We start from the raw sequence: 23,777 nt of genomic DNA, 5'->3' as shown, positions 1-23,777 counted from the left end.
AAAGTCTTGTTCTTACTGCGCTCGCTCAGCGCGGGCCGGAAGACGATCCCGCGGAGAACGACATGCGGATGGTTTTGGGTACCTTTTGGTGGCAAAAGGTACCGAGGAACTCGCGGAGCAGCCGCGATTATTGGTTGTAGGAATGTGTAAGATTATTCCAGATAGACCATGATGTTGCCGCTGATCTGCTGCAACGATATTTCGCACAGCTTGGTGTTGTACTGCGCCGTGAGGATGCGCTCCTCGGCGTCCAGCAGGCTCTTCTGTGCTTCGCGCATCTCGATGCCCGGCAGGTCGCCCAGCAGGTAACGCTCCATGGCGATGGCGTAATTCTCCTTGGCGGCGATCAGGTTCTCCTCTTCGAGCAGAATCACCTCGAGGTTGTTGCGGTAGGCCTGCCAGAAGTTCGACAGGTCGGCGCGCAGCGACTGCTCCAACTGCCGGCGGGTCAGCCGGGCGTTGTCGATGCCGATGCGGGCGTTGCGCTGTTCGCGGCGGCGGTTGCCGTCGAAGATCGTGAAGCCGACCTGCACTCCGGCGTTCAGCCCCAGCGTACTGCGCGAACGGTTCGCGGTAGAGCCGTAGCGGTTGTAACCGTAACCGTAGCCCGTCGTCAGATTGACATAGGGATAGTTGCGCGCTTGAACGGCTTTCAGGTCGAGTTCGGCCAGCGTGTTGTCGTGCTCGGCCATCAGCAGCGAGGCGTTTGCCGAGAGGGTCTTTTCGAGCAGGGTGTCCCACGCGAGGGTGCTGTTGACGCGGATCAGCGTGTCGCGGATGCAGAGCTTTTCGTCGAGGTCTTCGTTGGCCAGCAGTTCGTTGATGCGGATGCGCGAGGCGGTCACCAGCTCGTGCTGGGACATGTATTTCGAACTGTCGGCGTTGAAATCCACGCGGGCCTGCAGCAGGTCGAGGCGCGAGAAGTTGCCCACCTGCACGCGTGCCTCGGTGATGCGGAGCCGCTCGCGCGAGAGCCCCACGGCATAGCGGAAATTCTGCAGGCGGAGCGTCTGCTGAATGTAATTGTAGTATTCGGCCGTCAGGCTGGCCATGAAATCCTCGATGGTGATGCGGGTTTTGAGGGCGCCCATCTGCTGCATCTCTTTCAGCCGCTTGTAGTTGGTGCGGATGCGGAATCCGTCGAACAGCGTCCAGTTCACCGCCAGCCCCACGCTGGCCGTCTGGTCGTAGACGTTCGACTCGCTCACGGCGTCGCCCTCGCGCGGGGTGGTCGTGCGGTCGTTGTCGAGCGTTCCCGTATACCCGGCCGAAAGGCCGATCGTGGGGAGCATCCCGGCATTTCCGGCCGTGGCGTCGTTGTCGCTGATTTGCTCCTCGTTGCGGACGATGCGCACGTCGTAATTCTGTTCGAGCCCGATCTCCAGACATTTGCGCAGGGTCAGCGGAACGGACGCCTCCCGGGCCGACGGCATCTCCTGCGCCCCGGCTGCGGCGTATGCTCCCAGCAGCAGGACCGTTAATAATGCTCTTTTCATGCGTCGTTGTTTTTCGATTGCTTGATCCGGTTCGTCGAGACATAGCTGTAGATGGCCGGAACGATGTAAAGTGTCAGCAGCGTCGAGACCACCATGCCGCCCACCACGGCCACACCCATGGCGATACGTCCGTTGGCCCCCTCGCCCGAGGCGACGGTCAGCGGCAGCAGGCCCAGAATGGTCGAGGCCGAGGTCATCAGGATCGGGCGCAGGCGTTGCAGCGCCGCCTCCTCGATGGCGTGCATCTTGTTCATCCCCGCCTCCTGCTTCTGGTTGGCGAACTCGACGATCAGGATGCCGTTCTTGGCTACCAGTCCGATGAGCATGATGATACCGATCTGGCTGAATATGTTCATCGTCTGGTCCGTGCCCCACATGAACACCAGCGCTCCGGCGATGGCCAGCGGCACGGTGAGCATGATGACGAGCGGGTCCTTGAAACTCTCGAACTGCGCTGCGAGGATCAGGTAGATCAGTACGATGGCCAGCACGAAGGCGAACATCAGGCTCGAAGAACTCTCGCGGAACTCCTTCGAATCGCCGGCCAGCGCCGTGCGGAAATCGTCGCCGAGCACCTCTTCGGCGATGCGGTCCATCTCGTCGAGGCCCTGCCCGATGGTCTTGCCCTTGGCCAGTCCGGCCGACACGGTGGCCGAGAGGAAGCGGTTGTAGTGGTAGAGCTGCGGCGGTGCGACGTTCTCCTCGAGCGTGACGAGGTTGTCCAGTTGGATCATCTCGCCCTTATCGCTGCGCACATAGATCGAACGCAGGTCGGCGGGTTTGTTGCGCTGCTGGCGGTTGATCTCGGCCAGAATCTCGTACTGCTTGCCGTTCATGTAGAAATAACCCATCCGCTGGCCGCTGAGTCCGTACTGGAGCGTCTGGGCGATGTCGCGCGTCGAGATGCCCAGCAGGTTCGACTTGTCGCGGTTGATGGTGATGCGCGCTTCGGGTTTGCTGAACTTCAGGTCCACGTCGGCCATCTGGAACACGGGGCTTTCGTAGACCCGGGTCATGAACTCGGGCAGCACCTCCTGCAATCGTTCGAGATTGGTGGCCTGCAGGACGTACTGTACGGGCATGTTTCCGCGGCGCCCGCCGAACGTGCTCTGCTGCTGCACGAATGCGCGTGCTTTGGTTTTGGTGCGCACGGCGGCCGATACCTCCTCGGCGATCTCCATCTGCGACCGCTTGCGGGTCGCGATGTCCGTCAGGGCGATGCGGACGTTTCCGCGGCCGCTCGACACGCGCGCCGTCACGGCTTCGGTCTCCGGCACGAGCGAGTCGACCAGCCGGTTGATCTCCTCGGTGTAGTCGCGCATATATTCATAGGTGGCGCCCTCCGTGCCGCTGGTGTTGACCGAAATCTGCGACCGGTCCTCCAGCGGGGCCATCTCGGCCGGGATCGAACTCCACAGCCAGCCGATCACCGCGAGGGTCAGCGCGACCAGCGGAAGCGCCAGCCAGCGGCGGCGCAGGAAAGAGGCCAGCGTGCGGCTGTAAAAGCCGTTGAGCCAGACGAAGAAAGGTTCGGTCTTGCTGTAGAACCAGCTTTTCTTCTCCTGACGCACCAGCAGTTTGGTCGCCAGCATCGGGGTGATCGTCAGCGCCGCGAAGGTCGAGATGACCACGGCGCCCGAGATCACCATGCTGAACTCGCGGAACAGCCGTCCGGTCATGCCCTCCATGAAGACGATCGGGAAGAAGACGGCGATCAGCGTGATCGAGGTCGAGATCACGGCGAAGAAGATCTCCTTGGCACCCTCGATACCGGCGTCGCGGGGCGTCATGCCGCGTTCGATGCGGATGTAGATGTTCTCGGTCATCACGATGGCGTCGTCGACGACCAGTCCCACCGACAGCACCACGGCCAGCATCGACAGCACGTTGATCGAGAATCCCGCGACGTACATGATGAAGAACGTGCCGATCAGCGACACGGGGATGACGATGCAGGGGATGAGCGTCACGCGCCAGTTCCTCAGGAAGAGGAAAATGATGATGATGACCAGTATGAAGGCCTCGTAGACGGTCTGCTTCACCTCGTCGATCGAGGCGCGGATGAAGCGCGTGTTGTCGAATCCGTAGGAGGTCACCACGTCGTCCGGGAGGTCCTTTTTCATCGACTCCATGCGTTTGTAGACGGCGTCGGCGATCTCGATGTGGTTGGCGCCCGGCTGCGGAATCACCACCACGCCGACCATCGGGATGCCGTTCATCTTCATGTAGCTGCGTGTGTCCTGCGGACCCAGTTCGGCGCGTCCCACGTCGCTCAGGCGGATGATGCGGCCGGCGTCCTCGCGTATCACCAGATCGTTGAACTCCTGCGTGGTATGCATCAGACCCATCGTGCGGATGGTCAGCTCGGTGGTGTTGCCCTCGATGCTGCCCGAGGGCAGCTCGACGTTCTCACGGTCGAGGGCGTTCTTGATGTCCGTCGGGGTGATGCCGTAGCCGGCCATCTTGGCCGGGTCGAGCCACAGGCGCATCGAGTAGCGCTTTTCACCCCAGATCTCCACGCTGCTGACGTTGCTGATGGTCTGCAACTGCTCCTTGACCGTGAGGTCGGCGATCTCGCTCAGCTCCAGCAGCGACCGCTTGTCGCTCTGGATCGTGGCCATCAGGATCGGCTGGGCGTCGGCGTCGGCCTTGGCGACCGTCGGGGGATCGCAGTCGCGGGGCAGGTAGCGCTGGGCGCGCGACACCTTGTCGCGCACGTCGTTGGCGGCGGTCTCGAGGTCCACCGAGAGTTCGAACTCCACGGTGATGCGGCTCTGTCCCTGACGGCTGACGCTCGAGAGCGAGCGGATGCCCGGAATGCCGTTGATGTTCTGCTCGAGCGGCTCGGTGATCTGGTTCTCGATCACGTCGGCGTTGGCGCCCGGGTAGGAACACGACACCGAGATGATCGGGTTGTCGACGCTGGGGTACTCCCGCACGCCGAGGTAGCTGTACCCGATGAAGCCGAATAGCAGGATGATGATCGTCAGCACCGAGGCCAGAACGGGCCGCCGGATGCTCAGTTCGGAAATGTTCATGCGGCGGCGGGTTTATTCGACGGTGTCGAGTTTGACGGGGAGTCCCTCGCGCAACTGGAGCGTTCCGGAGGTAATCAGCGTGTCGCCGACGTTCAGTCCCTTGAGTATCTGTATCTCGGCGTCGGTCCGCAGGCCGGTCGTCACCTCCACGGCGTGTGCCCGGCCCCCTTTGCAGAGGTAGACCTTGTCCACGCCCATCTCGGGAACGATGGCTTCGGTCGGCACGGCGATGGCGTTCGGGATGTCGTGCAGGCGAATCTGCACCGTGACGAAGCGCCCCGGCAGCAGCCGTCCCTGCGCATTGGAGTAGTGCGCGCGCACGGCGAAAGTGTGCGTCGCCAGATCGATCTTCGACTCGGTGGCGTAGACCGAACCTTGGAAAGTCGCCTGCTGTCCGTCGACCGTGAACGAGAGTTTCGTTCCGGGTTTGATCTGGTTGGCGTAACGCTCCGGGACGAAGAGGTCGATCTTCAGCGGCTTTATCTTGGCCAGTTTGGCCACCACGACGCTCGGCGAGGCATAGGCGCCCTCGCTGACGTTCCGCAGGCCGATCACGCCGTCGAACGGTGCGCGGAGCTCCGTGAGTGCGATATTCGATTTCACGATGTCGATGTCGGCGTTGAGTGTTGCCAGTTCCGTGCGGGCCTGTTCGTAGGCCTCTTGGCTGACGGCATCTTTCTCCAGCAGGGCGCTCTGGCGGTAGACACGGTCCTCGGCCAGCTTGAGCTGCGCCTCGTAACGGCGGAGCTGGGCCAGCAGTGGCTGGTCGTTCACCTTGGCCAGCAGGTCGCCTTTCCTGACGGCGGTGCCCTCCCTGAAATTGATCGCCACGATCTTGCCCGAGGTCTCGAACGAGAGGTCCACCTCCTCGTCGGGCAGCAGGTTGCCCACGGTGGTGATTCCGTCGGTCAGTTGCTGGGGACGTATGACGAGCCCGTTGACGTTCAGAATGCTCGTCCTGCGCGGAGCGGCCGCCGCGGCTGCATCGGGCTCGGCCGATCCTTTACCGTTCATGAAGTTATAGAGGCCCAGTGCCAGACAGAATACCACGAGAATGACGGCCGTGATGATCCATTTTTTCTTTTTATTCATAACAGAGAGTACGGTTTGCGTTGAGGGTCGTATGCAAAGATACGATAAAATGCGGTTTTGTCAGCGATTGCCGCCGGCAAAACAAGCCTTTGAAATCCAAAATTACGGCTTCCGATGCTAATCGCCCGTGCCTCGGCGGGTGAAACGGAAAAAATCGGGGGTGAAATGTCTTGCTCCCCGGAATCCATCGCGTTGCGGAGCGTAATAAGGCTGAAGATGTAGAGGCTTATCGGGGTCTCAACACACAAATAGCCGCAACGAAAGTCAATATCACATAAATAGTCACGATCATATTGCCCTTTCTATAAGATTGCTCCGATTCCTGATCGTACTTGGCTAAGATTTTATCCTCTTTAATCGAAAAATAAATGGTGCAAAACAAGATTATAATAATCATTGCACCTGTGAGTACGGACTCTGGTAATTCTCCTGCTATCAAGTAATAAATTGTAGAAAAATTTATCATTAAAAGAACCATTGTAGCTCCGATCTGCGACATGGGATTGCCACCACCGCTAATATAGGATAAACCTTTATATACTTTGTAATATAAATAATCAAGAGGATTGATCATGTCAATTGTGTGGTTGGATCAGGGTTTCTACTCTGTTGCTGTGGTTTTGTGTTTTTTCAGACGGTCGGCGACTCGTTTTGTAACGACGGATTTTATGCTGTCTGCAAGATACAAAATAAGTTGTGAAAGAGGTGCTGTTTTTCCGCTTTTTCGATCTGGATTGTCCGGACCGTGATTTCGGTTTACAGATTAGTTTAAACAAATCCCCGATTTCGCCCTAAAAACCGCTCGAAACAAGACACGAAAAAACCACCTACATCGCTGTAAGTGGTTGATTTTGAGTGTGACACCGACAGGACTCAAACCTGTAACCTTCTGATCCGTAGTCAGATGCTCTATTCAATTAAGCTACGGTGCCGAATTGCAGGTGCAAATGTAGGGCAAAAATCCGAAACACGCAAATAATTCGACGGAAATTTTACCGAAAAAGATAATCCGGCCGGGCGTGGGGTGCCATCGGGCGGATTATCAGTAATTTATAGACTACTGCTGTTTCATCAGTTTCTCCAATCGCTCCTGCAGCAGGCTGCCGGGCACGTTTTTCGCCGCGATCGTGCCGTCGGGCGCGATCAGGAAATTGGAGGGGATGAAGCGGATGCCGTACATCGCCGCAGCGGGGCTCTCCTTGCCGCCGCCTTCGGAGATTACGTTCGTCCATGCGAGGCCGTTCTCCGCGACGAACTGCCGCCAGCGCTCCGTGTCGCCGTCGATCGACACGGCGTAAATCTCGAATCCGCGCCCTTTGAGGGCTTCGTAAGCCTCCTTTAAGTGCGGGATTTCCCGGCAGCAGGGACCGCACCATGTGGCCCAGAAATCCAGCAGCACCCAACGTCCGGTTCCCACGAACGACGCGAGGGCGATGGCTTCGCCCGCGGTGTTTTTCAGCGCGAGGTCCATGTAGGGCTGTCCCACGGCCGACCGCTCGACTGCCTCGATCTGCCGCCGCACGCTCTCCAGTACGGGATGGTGCTGTAACTCGGCGGGGAATTCCGCCAGCCGTTCGCGGGCGCGGGCCGGATCGGCGTCGGTGCGCCGCGAGTAGAGGAATGCTCCCAGCAGGTTGTCACGGTTGGCTTCCAGCGCGTCGCCCGGAATCTGGCGGTAGATGCGTCCCAGCGAGTCGAGCCGCTGTTTGCGTTCGGGGGTGTCGGGCTCGTTCTCCAACGCCTGCAGGACGTTGCCGAGCGATACCTGAGCGGCATTCATGGCGTTGAACGCCTCGTTCATCGGCGTGCCCGTGAACTGATAACTGCGCACATCGCCCGTCGCCTCGAGCCGGATATCGCCGGCTTCGAGCAGGATCGGGGCCCCGACACGGCTGTTGCCGTGGATCAGGTTGGCGATCATCGGCCCGTCCACATACCCGCGAATCCGAAAGGAGCCGTCGGGACGGACTACCGTAACGGCCAGCAGCGAATCGTCCTGATAGGGCGAGCGCAGGCGGAGCGTATCCCCGGGGGCGAAGTCGGTCCTGCCCGAAAGGGAGTAGTTGGGACCGCCGCAACTGCACAGCAGGGCGGCGAGGAGGAATAGCGTGGAGTGTCGTTTCATGGTCGGTTTTATTTGATCTCCCGGTCGGGATTCTTTTTCAGGAATTGCTCCCAGCTTTGCGATCCCCCTTTCGACGCCGCTTTCTTGCCCCCGCCGAGCCCTTTTACCCGTTCGCCGCCCAACGCCGCATTGAGCGGGCTGGCTGTGGTGAAGTAGTGGCACAGCGCGACGGCCATACCGTCCGTGGCGTCGAGACGCTTGGGGGGCTGGTCGATGGTGAGCATGCGGCAGACGATCGAGGCCACCTGTTCCTTGGCGGCCGATCCGCGGCCGGTGATCGACTGCTTGATGCGCATGGGGGCATATTCGAATACGTCGATCCCGCGGCTCAGCGCCGCCGCCATCGCCACGCCCTGCGCCCGTCCCAGCTTGAGCATCGACTGCACATTCTCGCCGAAGAAGGGCGATTCCAACGCCACTTCGTGCGGAGCGTACTCGTCGACCAGCGCCCCGACCCGTTCGAAGATGTAGCGCAGTTTGGCATAGGGGTCCGGGAGACGGTGCAGGTCGATGTCGCCCAGCACGACGGAACGCACGGTGCGTCCCTCGACCTCCAGCACGCCGTAACCCATATAGTTCGTGCCGGGGTCGATGCCCATGATGCGGTATTTTTCCGGAGTTTTCAAGAGTCTGTCAATGAACACCCCTCCTTCCCGCCGAAACGGAACGGAGGGGTGTGTGATCGGTTGTTTTTTATTGGGCCAGTAGCTCTGCGATCTTTTCGTAAAGCGCCTCGCCGCGGAGGTTCTTGGCGACGATCCTGCCGTCGCTGCCGATCAGGAAGTTCGACGGAATGCCCTGCACGGCGTAGTCCCGGGCGGCCTGATTGTCGAAGCCGTTCACCTCGCTGACGTGTACCCAGTTCATGCCGTTCTGGTCGACGGCTGCGAGCCACTTCTCGCGGTCCTTGTCGAACGACACGCCGTAAATCTCGAAGCCTTTCTTGTGGAACTCGCCGTAGGTCTTTTTCAGGTGGGGAACCTCGCCCATGCAGGGGCCGCACCATGAAGCCCAGAAGTCGAGCAGGACATACTTGTTGCCCGGAGCCTCTACGACCGATTTGAGCGACACCTCCTGCCCGTCGGCATCGGGTTGCGCGACATCGGTGTAAGGCTGGCCCACGTCGGTCTTGAGCTTGCTTTCGGCGTTCTCCTTGAGCGTTTTGAGCACCTTGCTCTGCTGCAGCTCCTCGGGGAAGAGGGCGATCTCCTCCAGCAGCTCCTGCCCCGAAAGTTCGTAGCCCAGTTCCTGTGCCAGCAGCAGCGCGCCGAAGATATTCGAGCGGTTCTGCTCCATCGTCGTGCGGGTCAGTTGTTCGTACTCCTCTTGAATGGCCTCGCGGCGCTCTTCGCTGGTCGCCTCGTCGCGGAACTCGTTGACCAGCGCATTGCTGGCGTCGGTATAGGCCGTGCTGGCGTCGTTGGCCGGGGTGCCCGTCACGCGTTTGTGATGGCCTTCCGGATTGTCCGCTATGGTGATTGTGCCCGGTTCGAGGAGTAGCGTGGTCCCGAATGTCGAGCCCTTTTCCCGAGCGTCTATCAGGTAATAAAAGTCCGGAGTTTCGACGGTGCCCGTGAGTCGGAACTTGCCGTCCTTGACAGCCGCCGAGTCGACGACGTTTCGCTCCGAATCGAAGAGGTAGACCATTTCGTTCGCGCCTTCAACGGTGCCCTCGACGGTGTATTTGTTTTTGTTGCCGCAACTGCACAGCATGGCCGCCGCCGTTGCGAGGATCAGGATCTTTTTCATTGCTTATTGGTTTTTGGTGAGTTCTGCGAGTCGTTTTTCCAGTTCGCGGACCTGCTTTTCCAAGTCGGGCAGCCGCTTGAAAACGGCCGACGAACGGTGGTACTGCATGCCCGGGAGCGCCGGATAGCCCATGCGCACCTCGTCGTCGGGGACCCCTTTGTCGATGCCGCTCTTCGAGCCGACCTTCACGCGGTCGCCGATCACGACGTGGTCGGCGATGCCCACCTGACCCGCGAGGAAGCAGTTGCGCCCGACGCGCGAGGTTCCGGCGATGCCGGTCTGGGCCGACGATACGGTATTCTCGCCGATCTGCACGTTGTGGCCGATCTGGATCAGGTTGTCGAGCTTCACGCCGCGGCGGATGACGGTCGAGTCGGTCTTGGCGCGGTCGATGCAGGTGTTGGCGCCGATCTCCACATCGTCCTCGATGACGACGTTGCCCAGCTGGGGAATTTTGTCGAAACCGCCCGCGGCGTTGGGCATGAACCCGAACCCGTCGGCGCCGATCACCGCGCCGGCGTGCAGGATGCAGTTGGCGCCCACGACACAGCCTTCGTAAATCTTCACCCCGGGATAGAGGATGGTGTTGTCGCCGACGGTGACGCCGCGCCCGAGGTAGACCTGCGGGTAGACCTGACATCCCTTGCCGATGCGCACGCCCTCCTCGACGACCGTGAAGTCGCCGATGTAGCACGCGTCGCCCACCTCGGCCTCGGGCGATACCGACGCGCGATCGCTGATCCCCTTGCGGCGGGGCTTCGCGGCGTTGTACATTTCGAGCAGTTTCAGGACGCAGGCCCCTGCGTCGTCGACTTTGATGAGCGTCGCGGCCACCGGCTGCGACGGCGTGAACGTGCGGTTCACGAGGACGATCGAAGCCCCCGTGGTGTAGAGGAACTGTTCGTATTTGGGGTTGGTGAGGTAGCTCAGCGATCCGGCCTTGCCCTCCTCGATCGACGAGACGGTGTGTACTTGGGCGTTTTTGTCGCCGACGATTTCGCCGCCCAGAAACCCGGCGATCATTTCGGCTGTAAATTCCATCATAAAGCGTATAATTTAGTTCGTATTTCAGTTTGTTCCCTTGTCCGTGCTAAACCGTATCGTGCCGACCGGACGGAAAGTACGCCATCTCCCTCCCTGAGGGAGGGTTGGGGTGGGGGCGGATTTGTAAATGACGCCGGAGGCGGCAAAAGCGGCGGTCGATAGCATTGCTGCGGGTGGTGGTTTATTGGGGATTCTTACAAATATTTGTTAATGTCTATTCCTTCGGGCATGAACTCCTCGACGTTGCGGCCGAACGAGAGCACCTCGCGCACGGTCGACGACGAGATGTCGGCCACGGGCGAGGGGGTGAAGAGCATGACGGTCGTGATGTCGGGATAGATGCGGTGGTTGGTGGACTCCATCGTGCGTTCGTATTCGAAGTCGGTGGTGTTCCTCACGCCGCGGATGATGGCGCAGGCGCCCACCGCCTCGGCGAATTCGCCCGTCAGCCCGGTGTAGATGCGGGCTTCGACGCGCTCCTCGCCGCGAAAGACGTCGTCGATGAGCCGTTTGCGGTTCTCGACCGTCAGCAGCCCCTGCTTCGAGGAGTTGTTGCCGATGCCGATTACCACGCGGTCGAAGAGATTCAGCGCCTCCTCGACCAGCGCGGCGTGTCCGCGCGTGAAGGGATCGAACGACCCCGGAAATATTGCTGTCCGTTCCATAATTATCAAAGGTGCCCTAAAAGGGGCATTATGCCTCTAAAGGTAGGGAAAAGTCGGATGGGTTCAAAACCGAATTGCTGTCCGGTTCTGCAAAACGCTCCGCTTCCCTAAAAGGGGCGTTACGCCCCCAAAGGTAGGAAAAAAACGGAAATACCCGCAGGTTTTCCCGTTTTATTCGTTTGGCGCCGTTGTGTCTTACCGCTCGATCTTCACATATTCGGCATGGACGATCCGTGTGTGGGGATTCGCCGAAACGATCTCCTGCCGGAGCGCTTTCGTGCCCCAGCGGATGAAGAGGAAGCGGCGGGGGATGCGGTGGATGACCTGCCGCAGGGTGTCGACGCTGCGGATGCGGCACGCGACCGAGTCACGGTCGATGCGTCCCTCGACCGAGACCCACGCATCGCGCCAGCGGAACAGCCGCACCGAGTCATGCACCGGCGCCGAGTCGCGTACCCGGATGACGACGGTGTCGCGCAGCGGTGCACGGATCGCGGCTTCGGTGGCCGTCACGGTCTTTGCGGCGGCTTCCAGCCGGCGGATTCTGAGCCCCAGCCGGCGGATTTCCTCGGCATCGGCGGCGCGCAGGGCCTCGAACTCCCCGCAGCGCAGCCGCAGGACCTGCGCCGAGGCGGCCTCCTGCCCGGCCCGGGTGCGGTAATGCGCGACGTCGGCCGCAAGGGCAGTCTGGTTCTGGATGAGCCGCCGGTTTTCGGCGTGGTAACGGCGGTAGGAAAATGCGAACAGCGCCGTCACGGCGACGGCGTAAAGCACAAGGTATTTTTTCATGGTTTTCGGGGTTTGGTTCCCCGAAAGATAAGGCGGCCGAACCGGTTCCGGTTTCTATTTTTTCGGAAAAAGGGGGCGGCGGCTCCTTGGCGGATAGCGTGTGTATGGCCTGTCGCCTTAAAACCCGCTTTCTAAGCGGGAGGAAATTCGTTCGGCGACGAGCGTCATCAGCGGCTGCCCGTCGCAGCGCGCGAGGGCGGTGATGCCCCGGTGGTCGGCGAAGAAGAGTTCGTCGATTTGCGGCAAATCCCCGCGTCCGAATGGCTCCTCGCGCAGTTCCAGCCCTGCGGCCCGCACGGCCTGCACGGCCAACGCGCGTTCGACACTCTCCGCACCGGGTGCGGCCAGCACCGTGTGCCCCGTGACGGCGAACAGCGGAGCGTCGTCGGCTTCGCGGAGGATTCCCTCCCGGTCGCAGCGCACGGCGATGTCGGCCCCCGCCAGCCGGGCGGCGCCGGGTGCGTACCGCCGGCCGAACAGTTCGCGCGACGCGGCGTCGAGCACGGCGACGTGCGCCTCCACGTTGCGGGCGTGTCCCCGGGCGAGGTGGACGGTCTGATATAGGTAGAGTTCCGTCAAAGCAGGAAGATTTTCAGCAGCAGCTCGCGCAGCAGCTCTCCGTCCGGAGCGCCTCCGGCATTGAGGCCCTTGCTCTTGGCGTCGTACTCGCGCAGCAGCCCCAGTATGTTGAACACCTTGCGGTTGTCCCACGCCGCGGAGTTCTGCTTGATCTCCCCGACGACGTAGACATTGCTTTTGCGCAGGATGCGCATCAGCTCCATATCCTGCGGAAAGGGCTGTGCCCGGTGCCGCGAGAGCCAGCGCAGGTAGTTGACCACGAAGATGTCGCGGAACTGCCCGAACAGCGCCATGATCGTCAGCAGCAGCGGGTTGTCCTTGGGGTTGCGGGCGAAGTGGTCGGCGATCATCAGCGCACGGCCCATGTCCTTGGTGACCACGGCTTTGCAAAGCTCGAAATTGTTGAAATCCTTCGAGATGCCGATGTTGGCCTCGATGTCGGCGTCGGTGATGCGCGTCACGCCCTCGGGCATCGACACGGTGAGCTTTTTCAACTCGTTGGATATCTTCGCGATGTCGGTCCCCAGATGGTCCGTCAGCATCGACAGCGCCTTGGCGTCGATCGTCAGCCCCTGTTTCTTGATGAACTGCTGCAGCCACGCCGCGATCTCGTAGTCGCGCGGCCGCACCGATTCCAGTACGGTGCCGTTCGCCGCACACCCTTTATAGAAGGCCGAGCGCTTGTCGGCGTTCTTCTCCTTGTGGCAGATCACGAGGATGGTCGTGGGCGAGGGTTTCTGGGTGTAGAGCGAGAGCTTGTCCAGCCCCTTGAGCTGCTGGGCCTCTTTCAAAATCACCACTTGGTACGACCCCATCATCGGCATCTGGCGGCAGAGGTTGATGACCTGCCCCGCCTCCGAGTCGCGGCCGTAGACGGTGATCTGGTTGAAGTCCCGCGAGGCTTCGTCGAGGATCGACGACGCCAGCCGCTCGGCGAGGGCGTCGATGAAATAGCTCTCCTCGCCCATCAGCAGGTAGATGCCGGAAAATCTGCGCGCCGCTATCTCTGCGGCGATACGCTCGTATTCGGCGACGGAATCCTTGAACTTTACAGCGCTTTTTGCCATGGTTTAAACGATCTCTTTGGTGATGCGCAGCACGTTTTCCGTGTCGGGCGTCAGGCGGTAACGGTCGTCGATGCGGCGTCCCACGAGCCACACGATGTCGTCGCCCGACAGCAGCACGAACTGCCGCTGTTTCTCGGCCACGGAGACCTTGGCGTCGACGAGGAAGTCCGACACCTTCTTGCGGCCCGTCATGCCGAACGGCACGAACCAGTCGCCGTCGCGCCAGCGGCGCAGCGTGAGCGGGAACTGCAACTTATCGGCATCGACTTGCGCGATATTTTCGGGCACGCCGAAATTCTTGATCGTGTCGATGTCGCAGTATTCGTAGTAGAGCGCCGAGTTGCCGCAGTAGCTGCGCAGGGCGCCCTTGCGCACCGTCGCGAGACACGCGTCGCCGGGGTCGATCGGCGCCACGACGATCCGTCCGCGGTCGATCGACGCCACCCGGTCGCGGGCGTAGAACCGCCGCCCCGTGGCCCCCTGCTCGAGGGCGTGGCACAGCGAGTCGATCACGTCGCCCTTGAACCCGTAGGCCGAGTTCAGCAGTTCGTAGATCACGAAGTTCTGCGGAAAGGCCGGGTCGAGGCGGTCGAGGTGGATCGTGTCGATCCCTGTGTCCGAGGTGACGGCCTCCGAGCGGATGCGCTCGATGCCGTGGTTGATGAAGAGCTGGGCGTCGGTCAGCCGCGCGAGGTTGCGGCTCATCAGGCTCGTGAACTTGGGGTTGATCTCTCGGATGCGGGGGATCAGCCCCAGCCGTATCTTGTTGCGCAGGTATTTGGTCGAACGGTTCGACGAATCCTCCCGGAACGGGATGCGGTTCTGGACGGCGTATTCGAGTATCTCCTTGCGCGATGCGAACAGCAGCGGGCGGATGATCTTCCCGACTTGGGTCGAGATACCCGTCAGTCCCCGCAGTCCGGTGCCGCGCAGGAGGTTGATGAAAAAGGTCTCTATCGAGTCGTCGGCATGGTGGGCGATGGCCACGGCCGTGTAGCCGTGTTCGCGGCTCAGGGCATCGAACCACGCGTAGCGCAGCCGCCGGGCCGCCATCTCCATCGACTCGCCCGTGCGCTCCATCTCGGCCTTGGTCTCGAAGCGCTTGTTGTAAAACTCCACACCGTGACGGCGGGCCTCCTCCTCCACCAGCACCTCGTCCTCGTCGCTCTCGGCGCCCCGCAACTGGAAGTTGCAGTGCGCCACGCCCACCGAGTAGCCGCAGCGGGTGAACAGCGAGAGCATCACCATCGAATCCACGCCGCCCGAGACGGTCAGCAGGATGCGGTCGTCGTGCGTGGCGAGGTTGTTCTCGTCGATGTAGCGCTGGAACGTTTCGATCAGGTTCATATAATTATAAGATGTTAACCTCCGTATCTATTTCGATGCCGAACTTCTCGCGGACCGTCTCCTGTACCTTGTGCGCGAAGGCGATCACCTCGCCGCCCGTGGCGCCGCCGTGGTTCACCAGCACCAGTGCCTGCCGCTCGTGAACCCCCACGGCTCCCTCGCGGCGGCCCTTCATCCCGGCCCGGTCGATCAGCCACCCGGCGGCCAGCTTCACGCGGCCTTCGGGAGCGGGGTAGTGCGGCATTTCGGGATATGTTTTCAGCAGGTTTTCGGCGACTGAAGTCTCCACGACGGGGTTTTTGAAGAAACTGCCCGCATTGCCCAGTACGGCCGGGTCGGGGAGCTTCGCGCGGCGGATCGAGCAGATCGCCTCGCGGATGTTGCGCAGCGTCACGCCCCCGCGGGCTTCGACCTCGCGTTCCACGTCGCCGTAACCCAGCCGGGGCCGGGGCGTGTGCGAGAGCGCTATTTCGACGGCGGTGATGATTACCCGGCCTTTCAGGTCGTGCTTGAAGACGCTCTCGCGGTACCCGAACCCGCAGTGCGCGGCGTCGAGCGTCAGCATCGCGCCCGTCTCGACGCAGTACATTTCGACCCGCCGGATCGCGTCCTTGGCTTCGCAGCCGTAAGCCCCGATGTTCTGCACCGGTGCCGCGCCCGCCTTGCCGGGGATCAGCGAGAGGTTTTCGATGCCCCACAACCCGCGCTGGACGGCCCATTCCACCAGATCGTCCCATTCGACGCCCGCATCGACCCGCACGCGAACCTCCTCGCCGTCGTCGCTCAGAAGGGCGATCCGCCGGGCGACGGGGGTAAGGAGCACGCCGTCGTAATCCCCGGTGAAGAGGATGTTGTTGCCGCCGGCCAGAACCATCCATTTCTCAGGGATTCCCGCGGCGAAGAACGTGCGCAGCTCCTCGGGAGTCTCGAACTCGACGAGGCGCGCTGCCTGCTGGTCGACACCGAAACTGTTGCGTGTGCGCAGGCTGATTTGGTGAAATTCTCGGATCATGATGTGCAAAGTTACGCAAATATTTCGTAACTTTATGCCACAAAATCGATAACCTATGTTTACTCAACAGGATTTACAACAGATCGCCGACCACGGCCTCACTCCGGAACAGGTCGAAACCCAACTGGCGAATTTCCGCCGCGGATTCCCGTTTCTGAACGTGGTGCGGGCCGCTTCGCCGGGCGACGGCGTGACGGTGGTCGACCGGGCGCAGGCCGTTGGGTTCTCTCCCGCCCCTTTCTGTGCGTCGTCTCGACAGAAACGCCTCGTCCCCGGCAAGACCCCCCTGGGGACCAGACGGAAGTTAAGGATTTCTTTTTGTCTCTCGTTTAGTTGGATAAATGCGTCGGTCCGCCTCGGGTGCCGCGACGCGCATGTTCAAGGAGTTGTTCGAGTTCGTCAACGACGGCAAGCGCGGCAAGGGCATCGATACCCTGCTGGATAACATCGAGAAATTCGCCTTCTGGCCTGAACTGAAAGCCGTGCTTCCGGCCGGGGCCGACGCCAAAGCCATTGTCAGCGCCATCGTGAACGACGGACTGAACTACGGCCGCAAACCCAAGGGGCTCGTCACGTTCCACGCCTATCCCGAGGGGGCCCGCAAGGCTGTCGAGGAGCATCTGGTCGAGGGCGCGACCTATGCCGCCGCAAAGGGTGTGGCGCGCATCCATTTCACCGTATCCCCCGAGCATGTCGCCGGATTCGAGGAGCTGCTCGCCGAGAAGGTGCCGTTCTATGAAAAACGGTTCGGCATCCGTTACGACATCACGTTCTCGGTGCAGAAACCGGCGACCGACACCATCGCCGTGAATCCCGACAATACGCCTTTCCGGCAGGACGACGGCTCGCTGCTGTTCCGTCCCGCGGGCCACGGGGCGCTGATCGAGAACCTGAACGAAATCGATGCCGACCTCGTGTTTATCAAAAATATCGACAACGTGACGACCGACGCCCTGCGCGGCGACACGATCCGTTATAAGAAGGTGCTTGCGGGCATCCTGCTCGACCTCGAGGATCGGGCTTTCGAGTACCTCAAGGCCCTCGAGGTGGGCGGAGCCGAGCTGGAGCCCATTGCCGAATTCATCGAAAAACGGCTTTGCGTAAAACTTCCCGCCGACTACGATTCGGCCCTGCTGCGCGCCGTGCTGGACCGTCCGATCCGCGTCTGCGGCATGGTTCGCAACGAGGGCGAGCCGGGCGGCGGGCCTTTCTGGGTCGGAAACCCCGACGGAACGGAGTCGTTGCAGATCGCCGAGTCGAGCCAGATCGCGCCCGAAGACCTGCCCTTGATGCAGTCGGCCACGCATTTCAACCCCGTGGACCTCGTCTGCGGCATCCGCGATTCGAAAGGCCGGAAATTCGATCTGCGCAAATACACCGACCCCTCGACGGGTTTCATCTCGTCGAAATCGTCGGGCGGCCGCGACCTGCGGGCTCAGGAGCTTCCGGGGCTGTGGAACGGCGCGATGGCCCGGTGGAACACGGTTTTCGTCGACGTGCCCGTCACGACCTTCTCGCCCGTCAAGGTGGTGCAGGATTTGTTGAGGCCCCAGCACCAGCCCGCCTAAGAGGCGGGTTTTAGGGCGCGAAAGAGGCGGCATCGCGTTGCCTGTCCGGTTCTGCGCCCGCTTAAAAAGCGGGTTTTAGGGCGGCCGGATGTCATCTTACTCTCGGCCCGGTTCTGCGCTTCCATGAAAAAGCGGATGGATAGTTCAACTATCCATCCGCTTTTTATTTAAGGGAGATAAGGCCGCAGGACGTCGACCCATACGGCGTAGCCCGCGGCGTTGAGGTGGATGCCGTCGACGGTGTATTCCGCGGGCATCTTCCCGTCGCAGGCCATCCGGCTCCGGATGTCGATGTAGTCGAGCCCGCGCCGCCGGGCCATGTCGCGCAGCAGGGCGTTGAAAGCCTCGATGCGGGCATTCTTGCCTGCGAAATACTCCTCGTTCTGTACCTCGTCCAGCGGCAGCAGGCTCTGGATGAAGACCGTGGTTCGGGGCGAGGCCGCGCGGATCGCGTCCAGCAGCCGCTCGTATTGCCCGAGTAGCGCTTCGGGGGTAATTTTCGAAAAGATCAGGTCGTTGACGCCCGCCATCAGGAAGAGGGCCCGGGGCTTTCCCGCGACGATCGCACCGAGACGCGCGGTCATGCCCGCCACGCAGTCGCCGCCGATGCCGCGGTTCACCACGAGACTGTCTTGCAGCAGGTCGGCCCATGCACCCCGTTCGGTGAGGCTGTTGCCCAGCATCACGATGTGCTGCGGCTGCACGGCGACGCGCTCCTGTTGGGCGCGTTTCGCGGAATAATAGTCGCTGCGGTAGTCGAGCGAATCGGGTTGTGCGCAGAGTGCCGTTGTGCCCGTAGCGAGGAGGAAAAATAGAGCCAGTTTCTTCATAGTCGTCGTTTTTACGGCCCTAAATTAGTAAAATTATCCGACGTGCGGGGACCTTCGCCGTATGGCGTCATGTATATTGTGCGGGTTTTGCTCCTTTTGAGTCGGAAACTTGTCAAAATAGGAAAATTGTCGTTTTTGGCCGAGGATTCTGCATAATCTTTTATATATTTGTACGTTAAAACGGAAAACAATAATCAAAACAAGATAACGCTATGGAAAACAAACTGCAACAGTTGACCCAGAAGCTCTACGACGAAGGGTTGGAGAAAGGCCGTGCCGAGGCCGACAAGCTGGTCGCCGACGCCAAAACCGAGGCTCAGAAGATCGTTGCCGAGGCCCGCGCCGAGGCCGAGGACATCGTTAAGAAGGCGCAGGTGAAGGCCGAGGATGTCGAGAAGAACACCATGACCGAGATCGCGCTGGCCGGCAAGCAGGCCGTTTCGAAACTCAAGCAGGAGATCGCGTCGCTCATCATCGCCAAGGCTACGGCTGGCGGCGTGAAGGAGGCTGTCGTGGACCCGGCGTTCATCAAGGAGATGCTCGTCGCCGTGGCGAAGAACTGGAACGGGGCCGATTCGGGCAAGGTCGAACTGCAGGCCCTGCTGCCCGAGGGTGAGCGCAAGAAGCTCGACGAGGCGTTCGGCAAGAGCGCTCAGGAATTGCTGGGCGCAGGCATCGAGGTCGGCTACTCGAAAGAGGTGAAGACCGGCTTCAAGGTGGGTGCCAAGGACGGCGGCTATTACATTTCGTTCGCCGACGCCGACATCGAGGCGCTGCTCGCGGAGTACCTGCGCGACAAGGTTTATCAGTTGCTGTTTAAGGCGTAAGCTATGTTTGCGACCGAATATTATTGTCTGGTAGCCGGGCTGAAGGAGTACTCGCTCGACGCCGACACCAAAGGGTTCGACGCCCGGGCCATCGTCTCCGAGATTCTGGAGGGGGTGACCGGGGACGACGCCCGCGAGGTGCGGCTCCTGTACGGCTACTACGACTGTGAGAACATCGCCGCCCTGCGCGGGGGACGCTCGGCCTACAATCCGCTGGGCAACCTTTCGCGCGAGGAGCTGGAGGAGGAGCTGAAAGCCCCGAAGCGGCTGCCCGGAGCGGTTGCCCGCGTGGTGAGGGCCTATGCCGATCCCGAGGGCGAGGACGCCGAGGAGGTCGACACCGCGCAGCGCTTCGAAAAGGAGCTGTTCGGCGCCTACTATGCGGCGTGTGCCAAGGCCGGGAGCCATTTCCTGCGCGAATGGTCGGCTTTCGACCGCAACCTGCGCAACGTCTCGGCCGCCGTTACGGCGCGTGCCGCGGGACGTGCCGTTGAAGAGGTCGTGGTCGGGGACGGCGACGTCGCCGAACAGTTGCAGCGCAGCTCGGCGGCCGATTTCGGACTGCGGGGCGAACTGCCCTATATCGACGCGGTGATCGCGGCCGTGAACGACGAGGCGAACCTCGTCGAGAAGGAGCACAAAATCGATCTCGTGCGCTGGAACGAAGCCACGGAGCTGGCCACGTTCGACTATTTCGACATTAACGCCATCCTTTCCTATCTGGCGCGGATCAACATCGTGGCCCGCTGGACGCAGCTCGACGCCGCCCGCGGCCGCGAGATGTTTGCCCGGCTGCTGGCCGAGCTGGACGGAAAGGAGCTGATCGACAAGAAATAAACAATAAAAAGATACAATGAAAACGACAGGACGTGTAAACGGTATCATCTCCAACATCGTGATCGTCAAGGCTGACGGAGCCGTGGGCCAGAACGAGATCTGCTATGTCTGGGCAGGGGATACCAAAATGATGGCCGAGGTCATCAAGGTCGTAGGCGACGCCGCCTATGTTCAGGTTTTTGACAGCACCCGCGGTCTGAAGATCGGCGACAAGGTGGAGTTCGAGGGGCACATGCTCGAGGTGACGCTCGCCCCGGGCATTTTGTCGCGCAACTACGACGGTCTGCAGAACGACCTCGAGAAGATGGACGGGCTGTTCATCGCCCGCGGTTCGATCACCGACCCGATCGACTTCTCGGCCGAGTGGGAATTTACGCCGCTGGCCAAGGCGGGCGACAAGGTTTCCGCGGCATCGTGGCTGGGCGAGGTGAAGGAGCAATGGGTGATGCACAAGATCATGGTTCCCTTCGCGATGACCGACAGCTATACGGTCAAGAGCGTCGCCAAGGCCGGCAAATATAAAGTGACTGACACGGTCGCCACGCTGACCGACGCCGAGGGCAAGGACCACGACGTGACGATGGTGCAGAAATGGCCCGTGAAGCAGGCCGTGCGCTGCTACACCGAGAAACCGCGCCCCTCGCGCGTGATGATTACCGGTGTGCGCGCCATCGACACCTTCAACCCGATGGCCGAGGGCGGTACGGGCTTTATCCCGGGGCCTTTCGGCGCCGGCAAGACGGTGCTCCAGCACGCCATTTCGAAGCAGGCCGATGCCGACGTCATCATCATGGTGGCCTGCGGCGAGCGCGCCAACGAGGTGGTCGAGATCTTCAAGGAGTTCCCCGAGCTGATCGACCCCCGCACGGGCCACAACCTCATGGAGCGCACGATCATCATCTGCAATACGTCGAACATGCCCGTCGCCGCGCGTGAGGCGTCGGTCTATACGGGTATGACCATCGGCGAATATTACCGCGCCATGGGTCTCAAGGTGCTGGTTATGGCCGACTCGACGTCGCGCTGGGCGCAGGCGCTGCGCGAGATGTCGAACCGTCTGGAGGAGCTTCCGGGTCAGGACGCTTTCCCGATGGACCTTTCGGCGATCATCTCGAACTTCTACTCGCGCGCCGGGCTGGTGAAGCTCGTCGGCGGCGATACGGGTTCGGTGACGTTCCTCGGCACGGTGTCGCCTGCGGGCGGTAACCTCAAGGAGCCGGTGACCGAATCCACGAAGAAGGCCGCGCGCTGTTTCTACGCACTTTCGCAGGGCCGTGCCGACTCGAAGCGCTACCCGGCCATCGACCCGCTGGAGTCCTATTCGAAGTACCTCGAGTACCCCGAAATCCGCGAGTACCTCGACGGTCAGATCGAGAAGGACTGGGTGGACCTCGTCTATGCCGGCAAGACCATCGTGCAGCGCGGCAAGGAGGCCAACGACCAGATCAACATTCTGGGCGACGACGGCGTGCCGGTGGAGTACCACGAACGTTTCTGGAAGTCGGAGCTCATCGACTTCGTGATCCTGCAGCAGGACGCCTTTGACGCGATCGACGCCAACTGCCCGATCGAACGCCAGCAGATGATGTACAAGATGGTGCTCGGCATCTGCAACCAGTCGTTCTCGTTCGCCGATTTCGAGGAGTGCTCGCAGTTCTTCAAGGGGCTTATCAACCTCTTCCGCCAGATGAACTACTCGGAGTGGAAGTCGGAGAAGTTCGAGGATTACCGCAAGCAGATCGAGCAGTATGTGAGTGAAAAAAACAAATAAGCCATGACAACACGAGCATTTCAGAAGATATATACCAAGATTGACAACATCACCAAGGCTACCGTGACCCTGCGTGCGCAGGGCGTGGGCAACGACGAGCTGGCCACCGTCGGCGGCCGGCTGGCGCAGGTGGTGAAGATTATGGGCGAGAACATCACGCTGCAGGTTTTCGCGGGTACCGAAGGACTGGCCACCGACTCGGAGGTCATCTTCCACGGCGAACCTCCCAAGCTGCGTGTCTCGGACAACCTCGCCGGGCGTTTCTTCAACGCCTACGGCGAACCGCTGGAGGGCGGCGAGATCATCGAGGGCGAGGCCCGCGAGATCGGCGGCCCGACGGTGAACCCTTTCCGGCGTATCCAGCCTTCGGAGCTGATCGCCACGGGTATCGCCGGCATCGACCTGAACAATACGATCGTCACGGGCCAGAAGATTCCGTTCTTCGCCGACCCCGACCAGCCTTATAACGCCGTGATGGCCAACGTGGCCCTGCGTGCCAAGGCCGACAAGATCATTCTCGGCGGTATGGGACTCACCAACGACGACTTCCTCTATTTCAAGTCGGTCTTCGAGAACGCAGGCGCTTTGGACCGCATCGTGTCGTTCGTCAATACCACGGAGAACCCGCCCGTCGAGCGACTGCTCGTTCCCGACATGGCGCTGACCGCCGCCGAGTACTTCGCCGTCGACAAGGGCGAAAAGGTGCTGGTGCTGCTGACCGACATGACGCTTTACGCCGATGCGCTGGCCATCGTGTCGAACCGTATGGACCAGATTCCGTCGAAGGACTCGATGCCCGGTTCATTATATTCCGATTTGGCGAAAATTTATGAAAAGGCCGTGCAGCTTCCCAACGGCGGTTCGATCACGATCATCGCTGTGACGACGCTTTCGGGCGGCGACATCACGCACGCCATCCCCGACAATACGGGTTACATCACCGAGGGCCAGTTGTTCCTGCGCAACGACTCCGATACGGGCAAGGTCATTGTCGACCCGTTCCGTTCGCTGTCGCGTCTGAAACAGCTCGTCATCGGCAAGAAGACCCGCGAGGACCATCCGCAGGTAATGAACGCCTGTGTGCGTCTGTACGCCGATGCCGCCAATGCCAAGACCAAGCTGGAGAACGGTTTCGACCTCTCGGATTACGACGAGCGCACGCTGAAATTCGCGTTCGACTATTCGGAGAAGCTGCTGGCCATCGACGTCAACATCGAGATCACCGAGATGCTCGACACGGCGTGGGGCCTCTTTGCGAAATACTTCTCCAAGGAGGAGGTCGCCATCAAGGAGGAGCTCATCAAAAAATACTGGAAGGAGGCCTAATCCGCAATGGCAATCAAATTTCAATATAACAAGACCTCGCTCGGCGACCTCGGCAAACAGTTGAAAATGCGCCAGAAGGCCCTCCCTACGATCAAAAGTAAGGAGTCGGCCCTGCGCTCCGAGGTGAAGAAGGCGAAGGACTCCGCAAGCGACTACCGCCGCCGGCTCGACGCCCTGAAGGCCGAGTACGACTACATGGTGTCGCTCTGGGGAGAGTTTGATTGTGACCTCTTGCGCATCGTCGATGTCGATTTGTCGATACAGAAGATCGCGGGTGTGCGCACCCCGGTCCTGCAGGATGTGAAATTCGAGGAGAAACCCTACGACCTGTTCTCCTCTCCGGTGTGGTTCGCCGACGGAATCGATATCCTCAAGCGCATGGCGCAGTTGGGCATCGAGTTCGAGGTGTACAACCGCAAGATGGAACTGCTGGACCACGCGCGCCGCAAAACCACTCAGAAGGTGAACTTGTACGAAAAGGTGCAGATACCCGGGTACGAGGACGCCATACGCAAGATCAAACGCTTCATGGAGGATGAGGAGAACCTCTCCAAGTCGGCCCAGAAGATCGTGAAAACCAAACAGCAGGCCGCCGGGGAGGGCGTGATGTTATGA

At 60.9% G+C, this 23,777-nt stretch carries 19 protein-coding genes, 1 tRNA gene and 1 pseudogene; 6 read left to right on the top strand and 15 right to left on the bottom strand.

Annotated features, from left to right (window positions below):
• Positions 1 to 152: 152 nt before the first annotated feature.
• The 14 genes from BN5935_RS01385 to murB all read right to left on the bottom strand — a co-directional run bounded on the left by BN5935_RS01385 (position 153) and on the right by murB (position 16,003).
• Positions 153 to 1,496, bottom strand: coding sequence for a TolC family protein (locus BN5935_RS01385; RefSeq protein ID WP_064974507.1), 1,344 nt, complete (start codon positions 1,494 to 1,496; stop codon positions 153 to 155).
• Positions 1,493 to 4,534: an efflux RND transporter permease subunit gene (locus tag BN5935_RS01380; RefSeq protein WP_064974506.1), complete on the bottom strand. Its 3,042-nt coding sequence runs from the start codon at positions 4,532 to 4,534 to the stop codon at positions 1,493 to 1,495. The genes BN5935_RS01385 and BN5935_RS01380 overlap by 4 nt, the downstream gene beginning before the upstream one ends.
• A 12-nt stretch (positions 4,535 to 4,546) precedes the next feature.
• The gene (locus BN5935_RS01375; RefSeq protein WP_064974505.1) at positions 4,547 to 5,626 is read right to left on the bottom strand and encodes an efflux RND transporter periplasmic adaptor subunit; all 1,080 of its coding nucleotides are present in this window, start codon (positions 5,624 to 5,626) and stop codon (positions 4,547 to 4,549) included.
• 858 nt (positions 5,627 to 6,484) lie between these two features.
• Positions 6,485 to 6,558: transfer RNA gene (locus tag BN5935_RS01365), tRNA-Arg, on the bottom strand.
• 125 nt (positions 6,559 to 6,683) lie between these two features.
• Positions 6,684 to 7,751 carry a TlpA disulfide reductase family protein gene (locus BN5935_RS01360; RefSeq protein ID WP_064974503.1) on the bottom strand — a complete coding sequence of 356 codons (1,068 nt, stop codon included), beginning with the start codon at positions 7,749 to 7,751 and terminating at the stop codon, positions 6,684 to 6,686.
• A gap of 8 nt (positions 7,752 to 7,759) precedes the next feature.
• Positions 7,760 to 8,350: a crossover junction endodeoxyribonuclease RuvC gene (gene ruvC / locus BN5935_RS01355; protein ID WP_064974502.1), complete on the bottom strand. Its 591-nt coding sequence runs from the start codon at positions 8,348 to 8,350 to the stop codon at positions 7,760 to 7,762.
• A gap of 94 nt (positions 8,351 to 8,444) precedes the next feature.
• Positions 8,445 to 9,500 (bottom strand): TlpA disulfide reductase family protein, encoded by a 1,056-nt coding sequence (locus BN5935_RS01350; protein WP_064974501.1) that lies wholly within the window; start codon positions 9,498 to 9,500, stop codon positions 8,445 to 8,447.
• A 3-nt stretch (positions 9,501 to 9,503) separates the two neighbouring features.
• Positions 9,504 to 10,544 (bottom strand): UDP-3-O-(3-hydroxymyristoyl)glucosamine N-acyltransferase, encoded by a 1,041-nt coding sequence (gene lpxD / locus BN5935_RS01345; RefSeq protein WP_064974500.1) that lies wholly within the window; start codon positions 10,542 to 10,544, stop codon positions 9,504 to 9,506.
• Positions 10,545 to 10,738: 194 nt separating this feature from the next.
• Positions 10,739 to 11,209: a pantetheine-phosphate adenylyltransferase gene (gene coaD / locus BN5935_RS01340; protein ID WP_064974499.1), complete on the bottom strand. Its 471-nt coding sequence runs from the start codon at positions 11,207 to 11,209 to the stop codon at positions 10,739 to 10,741.
• A gap of 195 nt (positions 11,210 to 11,404) precedes the next feature.
• Entirely contained in the window at positions 11,405 to 11,998 is a 594-nt protein-coding gene (locus BN5935_RS01335; protein WP_064974498.1) for a DUF6549 family protein, read from the bottom strand.
• A 117-nt stretch (positions 11,999 to 12,115) separates the two neighbouring features.
• Positions 12,116 to 12,577, bottom strand: a complete 462-nt coding sequence (locus BN5935_RS01330) for an aminotransferase class IV (RefSeq protein ID WP_064974497.1) — start codon at positions 12,575 to 12,577, stop codon at positions 12,116 to 12,118.
• A complete protein-coding gene (holA, locus tag BN5935_RS01325; protein WP_064974496.1) occupies positions 12,574 to 13,644 on the bottom strand; it encodes a DNA polymerase III subunit delta in 1,071 nt (356 codons plus the stop codon). Before holA ends, BN5935_RS01330 begins: the two co-directional genes overlap by 4 nt.
• Before the next feature lie 3 nt (positions 13,645 to 13,647).
• Complete coding sequence (gene tilS, locus BN5935_RS01320; protein ID WP_064974495.1) at positions 13,648 to 14,991, bottom strand: tRNA lysidine(34) synthetase TilS; 1,344 nt, start codon at positions 14,989 to 14,991, stop codon at positions 13,648 to 13,650.
• A gap of 4 nt (positions 14,992 to 14,995) precedes the next feature.
• A complete protein-coding gene (murB, locus tag BN5935_RS01315; RefSeq protein ID WP_204244875.1) occupies positions 14,996 to 16,003 on the bottom strand; it encodes a UDP-N-acetylmuramate dehydrogenase in 1,008 nt (335 codons plus the stop codon).
• 55 nt (positions 16,004 to 16,058) lie between these two features.
• On the opposite strand from murB, the pseudogene BN5935_RS01310 reads away from it, so the two are divergent.
• Positions 16,059 to 17,571: pseudogene (locus BN5935_RS01310) on the top strand (DUF4301 family protein).
• A gap of 167 nt (positions 17,572 to 17,738) precedes the next feature.
• On the opposite strand, the gene BN5935_RS01305 reads toward BN5935_RS01310, so the two are convergent.
• A complete protein-coding gene (locus BN5935_RS01305) occupies positions 17,739 to 18,401 on the bottom strand; it encodes a GDSL-type esterase/lipase family protein (RefSeq protein WP_064974493.1) in 663 nt (220 codons plus the stop codon).
• Between the two features lie 212 nt (positions 18,402 to 18,613).
• Between BN5935_RS01305 and BN5935_RS01300 the strand changes: the two genes are divergently transcribed.
• From BN5935_RS01300 to BN5935_RS01280, 5 genes are read left to right on the top strand one after another with little or no spacing between them, the layout of a single operon-like run.
• Complete coding sequence (locus tag BN5935_RS01300) at positions 18,614 to 19,228, top strand: hypothetical protein (RefSeq protein WP_064974492.1); 615 nt, start codon at positions 18,614 to 18,616, stop codon at positions 19,226 to 19,228.
• Positions 19,229 to 19,231: 3 nt separating this feature from the next.
• The gene (locus tag BN5935_RS01295) at positions 19,232 to 20,065 is read left to right on the top strand and encodes a DUF2764 family protein (RefSeq protein WP_064974491.1); all 834 of its coding nucleotides are present in this window, start codon (positions 19,232 to 19,234) and stop codon (positions 20,063 to 20,065) included.
• Between the two features lie 16 nt (positions 20,066 to 20,081).
• Positions 20,082 to 21,836, top strand: a complete 1,755-nt coding sequence (locus tag BN5935_RS01290; RefSeq protein ID WP_064974490.1) for a V-type ATP synthase subunit A — start codon at positions 20,082 to 20,084, stop codon at positions 21,834 to 21,836.
• 3 nt (positions 21,837 to 21,839) lie between these two features.
• Positions 21,840 to 23,162 (top strand): V-type ATP synthase subunit B, encoded by a 1,323-nt coding sequence (locus BN5935_RS01285; RefSeq protein WP_064974489.1) that lies wholly within the window; start codon positions 21,840 to 21,842, stop codon positions 23,160 to 23,162.
• Between the two features lie 6 nt (positions 23,163 to 23,168).
• On the top strand, positions 23,169 to 23,777 hold the full coding sequence (locus BN5935_RS01280) for a V-type ATP synthase subunit D (protein WP_064974488.1): 609 nt from the start codon (positions 23,169 to 23,171) through the stop codon (positions 23,775 to 23,777).

This window comes from Alistipes provencensis (genome assembly GCF_900083545.1).
In the GTDB taxonomy this organism is placed as follows: domain Bacteria; phylum Bacteroidota; class Bacteroidia; order Bacteroidales; family Rikenellaceae; genus Alistipes; species Alistipes provencensis.
Note: the sequence above shows the minus strand (reverse complement) of the source record. Positions and strands in the feature narration are given on the sequence as shown.

Bases quoted from the DNA above. Each gene is read 5' to 3' on its own strand.
- BN5935_RS01385 (WP_064974507.1), bottom strand. From the start codon at position 1,496: ATGAAAAGAGCATTATTAACGGTCCTGCTGCTGGGAGCATACGCCGCA.
- BN5935_RS01380 (WP_064974506.1), bottom strand. From the start codon at position 4,534: ATGAACATTTCCGAACTGAGCATCCGGCGGCCCGTTCTGGCCTCGGTG.
- BN5935_RS01375 (WP_064974505.1), bottom strand. From the start codon at position 5,626: ATGAATAAAAAGAAAAAATGGATCATCACGGCCGTCATTCTCGTGGTA.
- BN5935_RS01360 (WP_064974503.1), bottom strand. From the start codon at position 7,751: ATGAAACGACACTCCACGCTATTCCTCCTCGCCGCCCTGCTGTGCAGT.
- ruvC (WP_064974502.1), bottom strand. From the start codon at position 8,350: ATGGGCATCGACCCCGGCACGAACTATATGGGTTACGGCGTGCTGGAG.
- BN5935_RS01350 (WP_064974501.1), bottom strand. From the start codon at position 9,500: ATGAAAAAGATCCTGATCCTCGCAACGGCGGCGGCCATGCTGTGCAGT.
- lpxD (WP_064974500.1), bottom strand. From the start codon at position 10,544: ATGATGGAATTTACAGCCGAAATGATCGCCGGGTTTCTGGGCGGCGAA.
- coaD (WP_064974499.1), bottom strand. From the start codon at position 11,209: ATGGAACGGACAGCAATATTTCCGGGGTCGTTCGATCCCTTCACGCGC.
- BN5935_RS01335 (WP_064974498.1), bottom strand. From the start codon at position 11,998: ATGAAAAAATACCTTGTGCTTTACGCCGTCGCCGTGACGGCGCTGTTC.
- holA (WP_064974496.1), bottom strand. From the start codon at position 13,644: ATGGCAAAAAGCGCTGTAAAGTTCAAGGATTCCGTCGCCGAATACGAG.
- tilS (WP_064974495.1), bottom strand. From the start codon at position 14,991: ATGAACCTGATCGAAACGTTCCAGCGCTACATCGACGAGAACAACCTC.
- murB (WP_204244875.1), bottom strand. From the start codon at position 16,003: ATGATCCGAGAATTTCACCAAATCAGCCTGCGCACACGCAACAGTTTC.
- BN5935_RS01305 (WP_064974493.1), bottom strand. From the start codon at position 18,401: ATGAAGAAACTGGCTCTATTTTTCCTCCTCGCTACGGGCACAACGGCA.
- BN5935_RS01300 (WP_064974492.1), top strand. From the start codon at position 18,614: ATGGAAAACAAACTGCAACAGTTGACCCAGAAGCTCTACGACGAAGGG.
- BN5935_RS01295 (WP_064974491.1), top strand. From the start codon at position 19,232: ATGTTTGCGACCGAATATTATTGTCTGGTAGCCGGGCTGAAGGAGTAC.
- BN5935_RS01290 (WP_064974490.1), top strand. From the start codon at position 20,082: ATGAAAACGACAGGACGTGTAAACGGTATCATCTCCAACATCGTGATC.
- BN5935_RS01285 (WP_064974489.1), top strand. From the start codon at position 21,840: ATGACAACACGAGCATTTCAGAAGATATATACCAAGATTGACAACATC.
- BN5935_RS01280 (WP_064974488.1), top strand. From the start codon at position 23,169: ATGGCAATCAAATTTCAATATAACAAGACCTCGCTCGGCGACCTCGGC.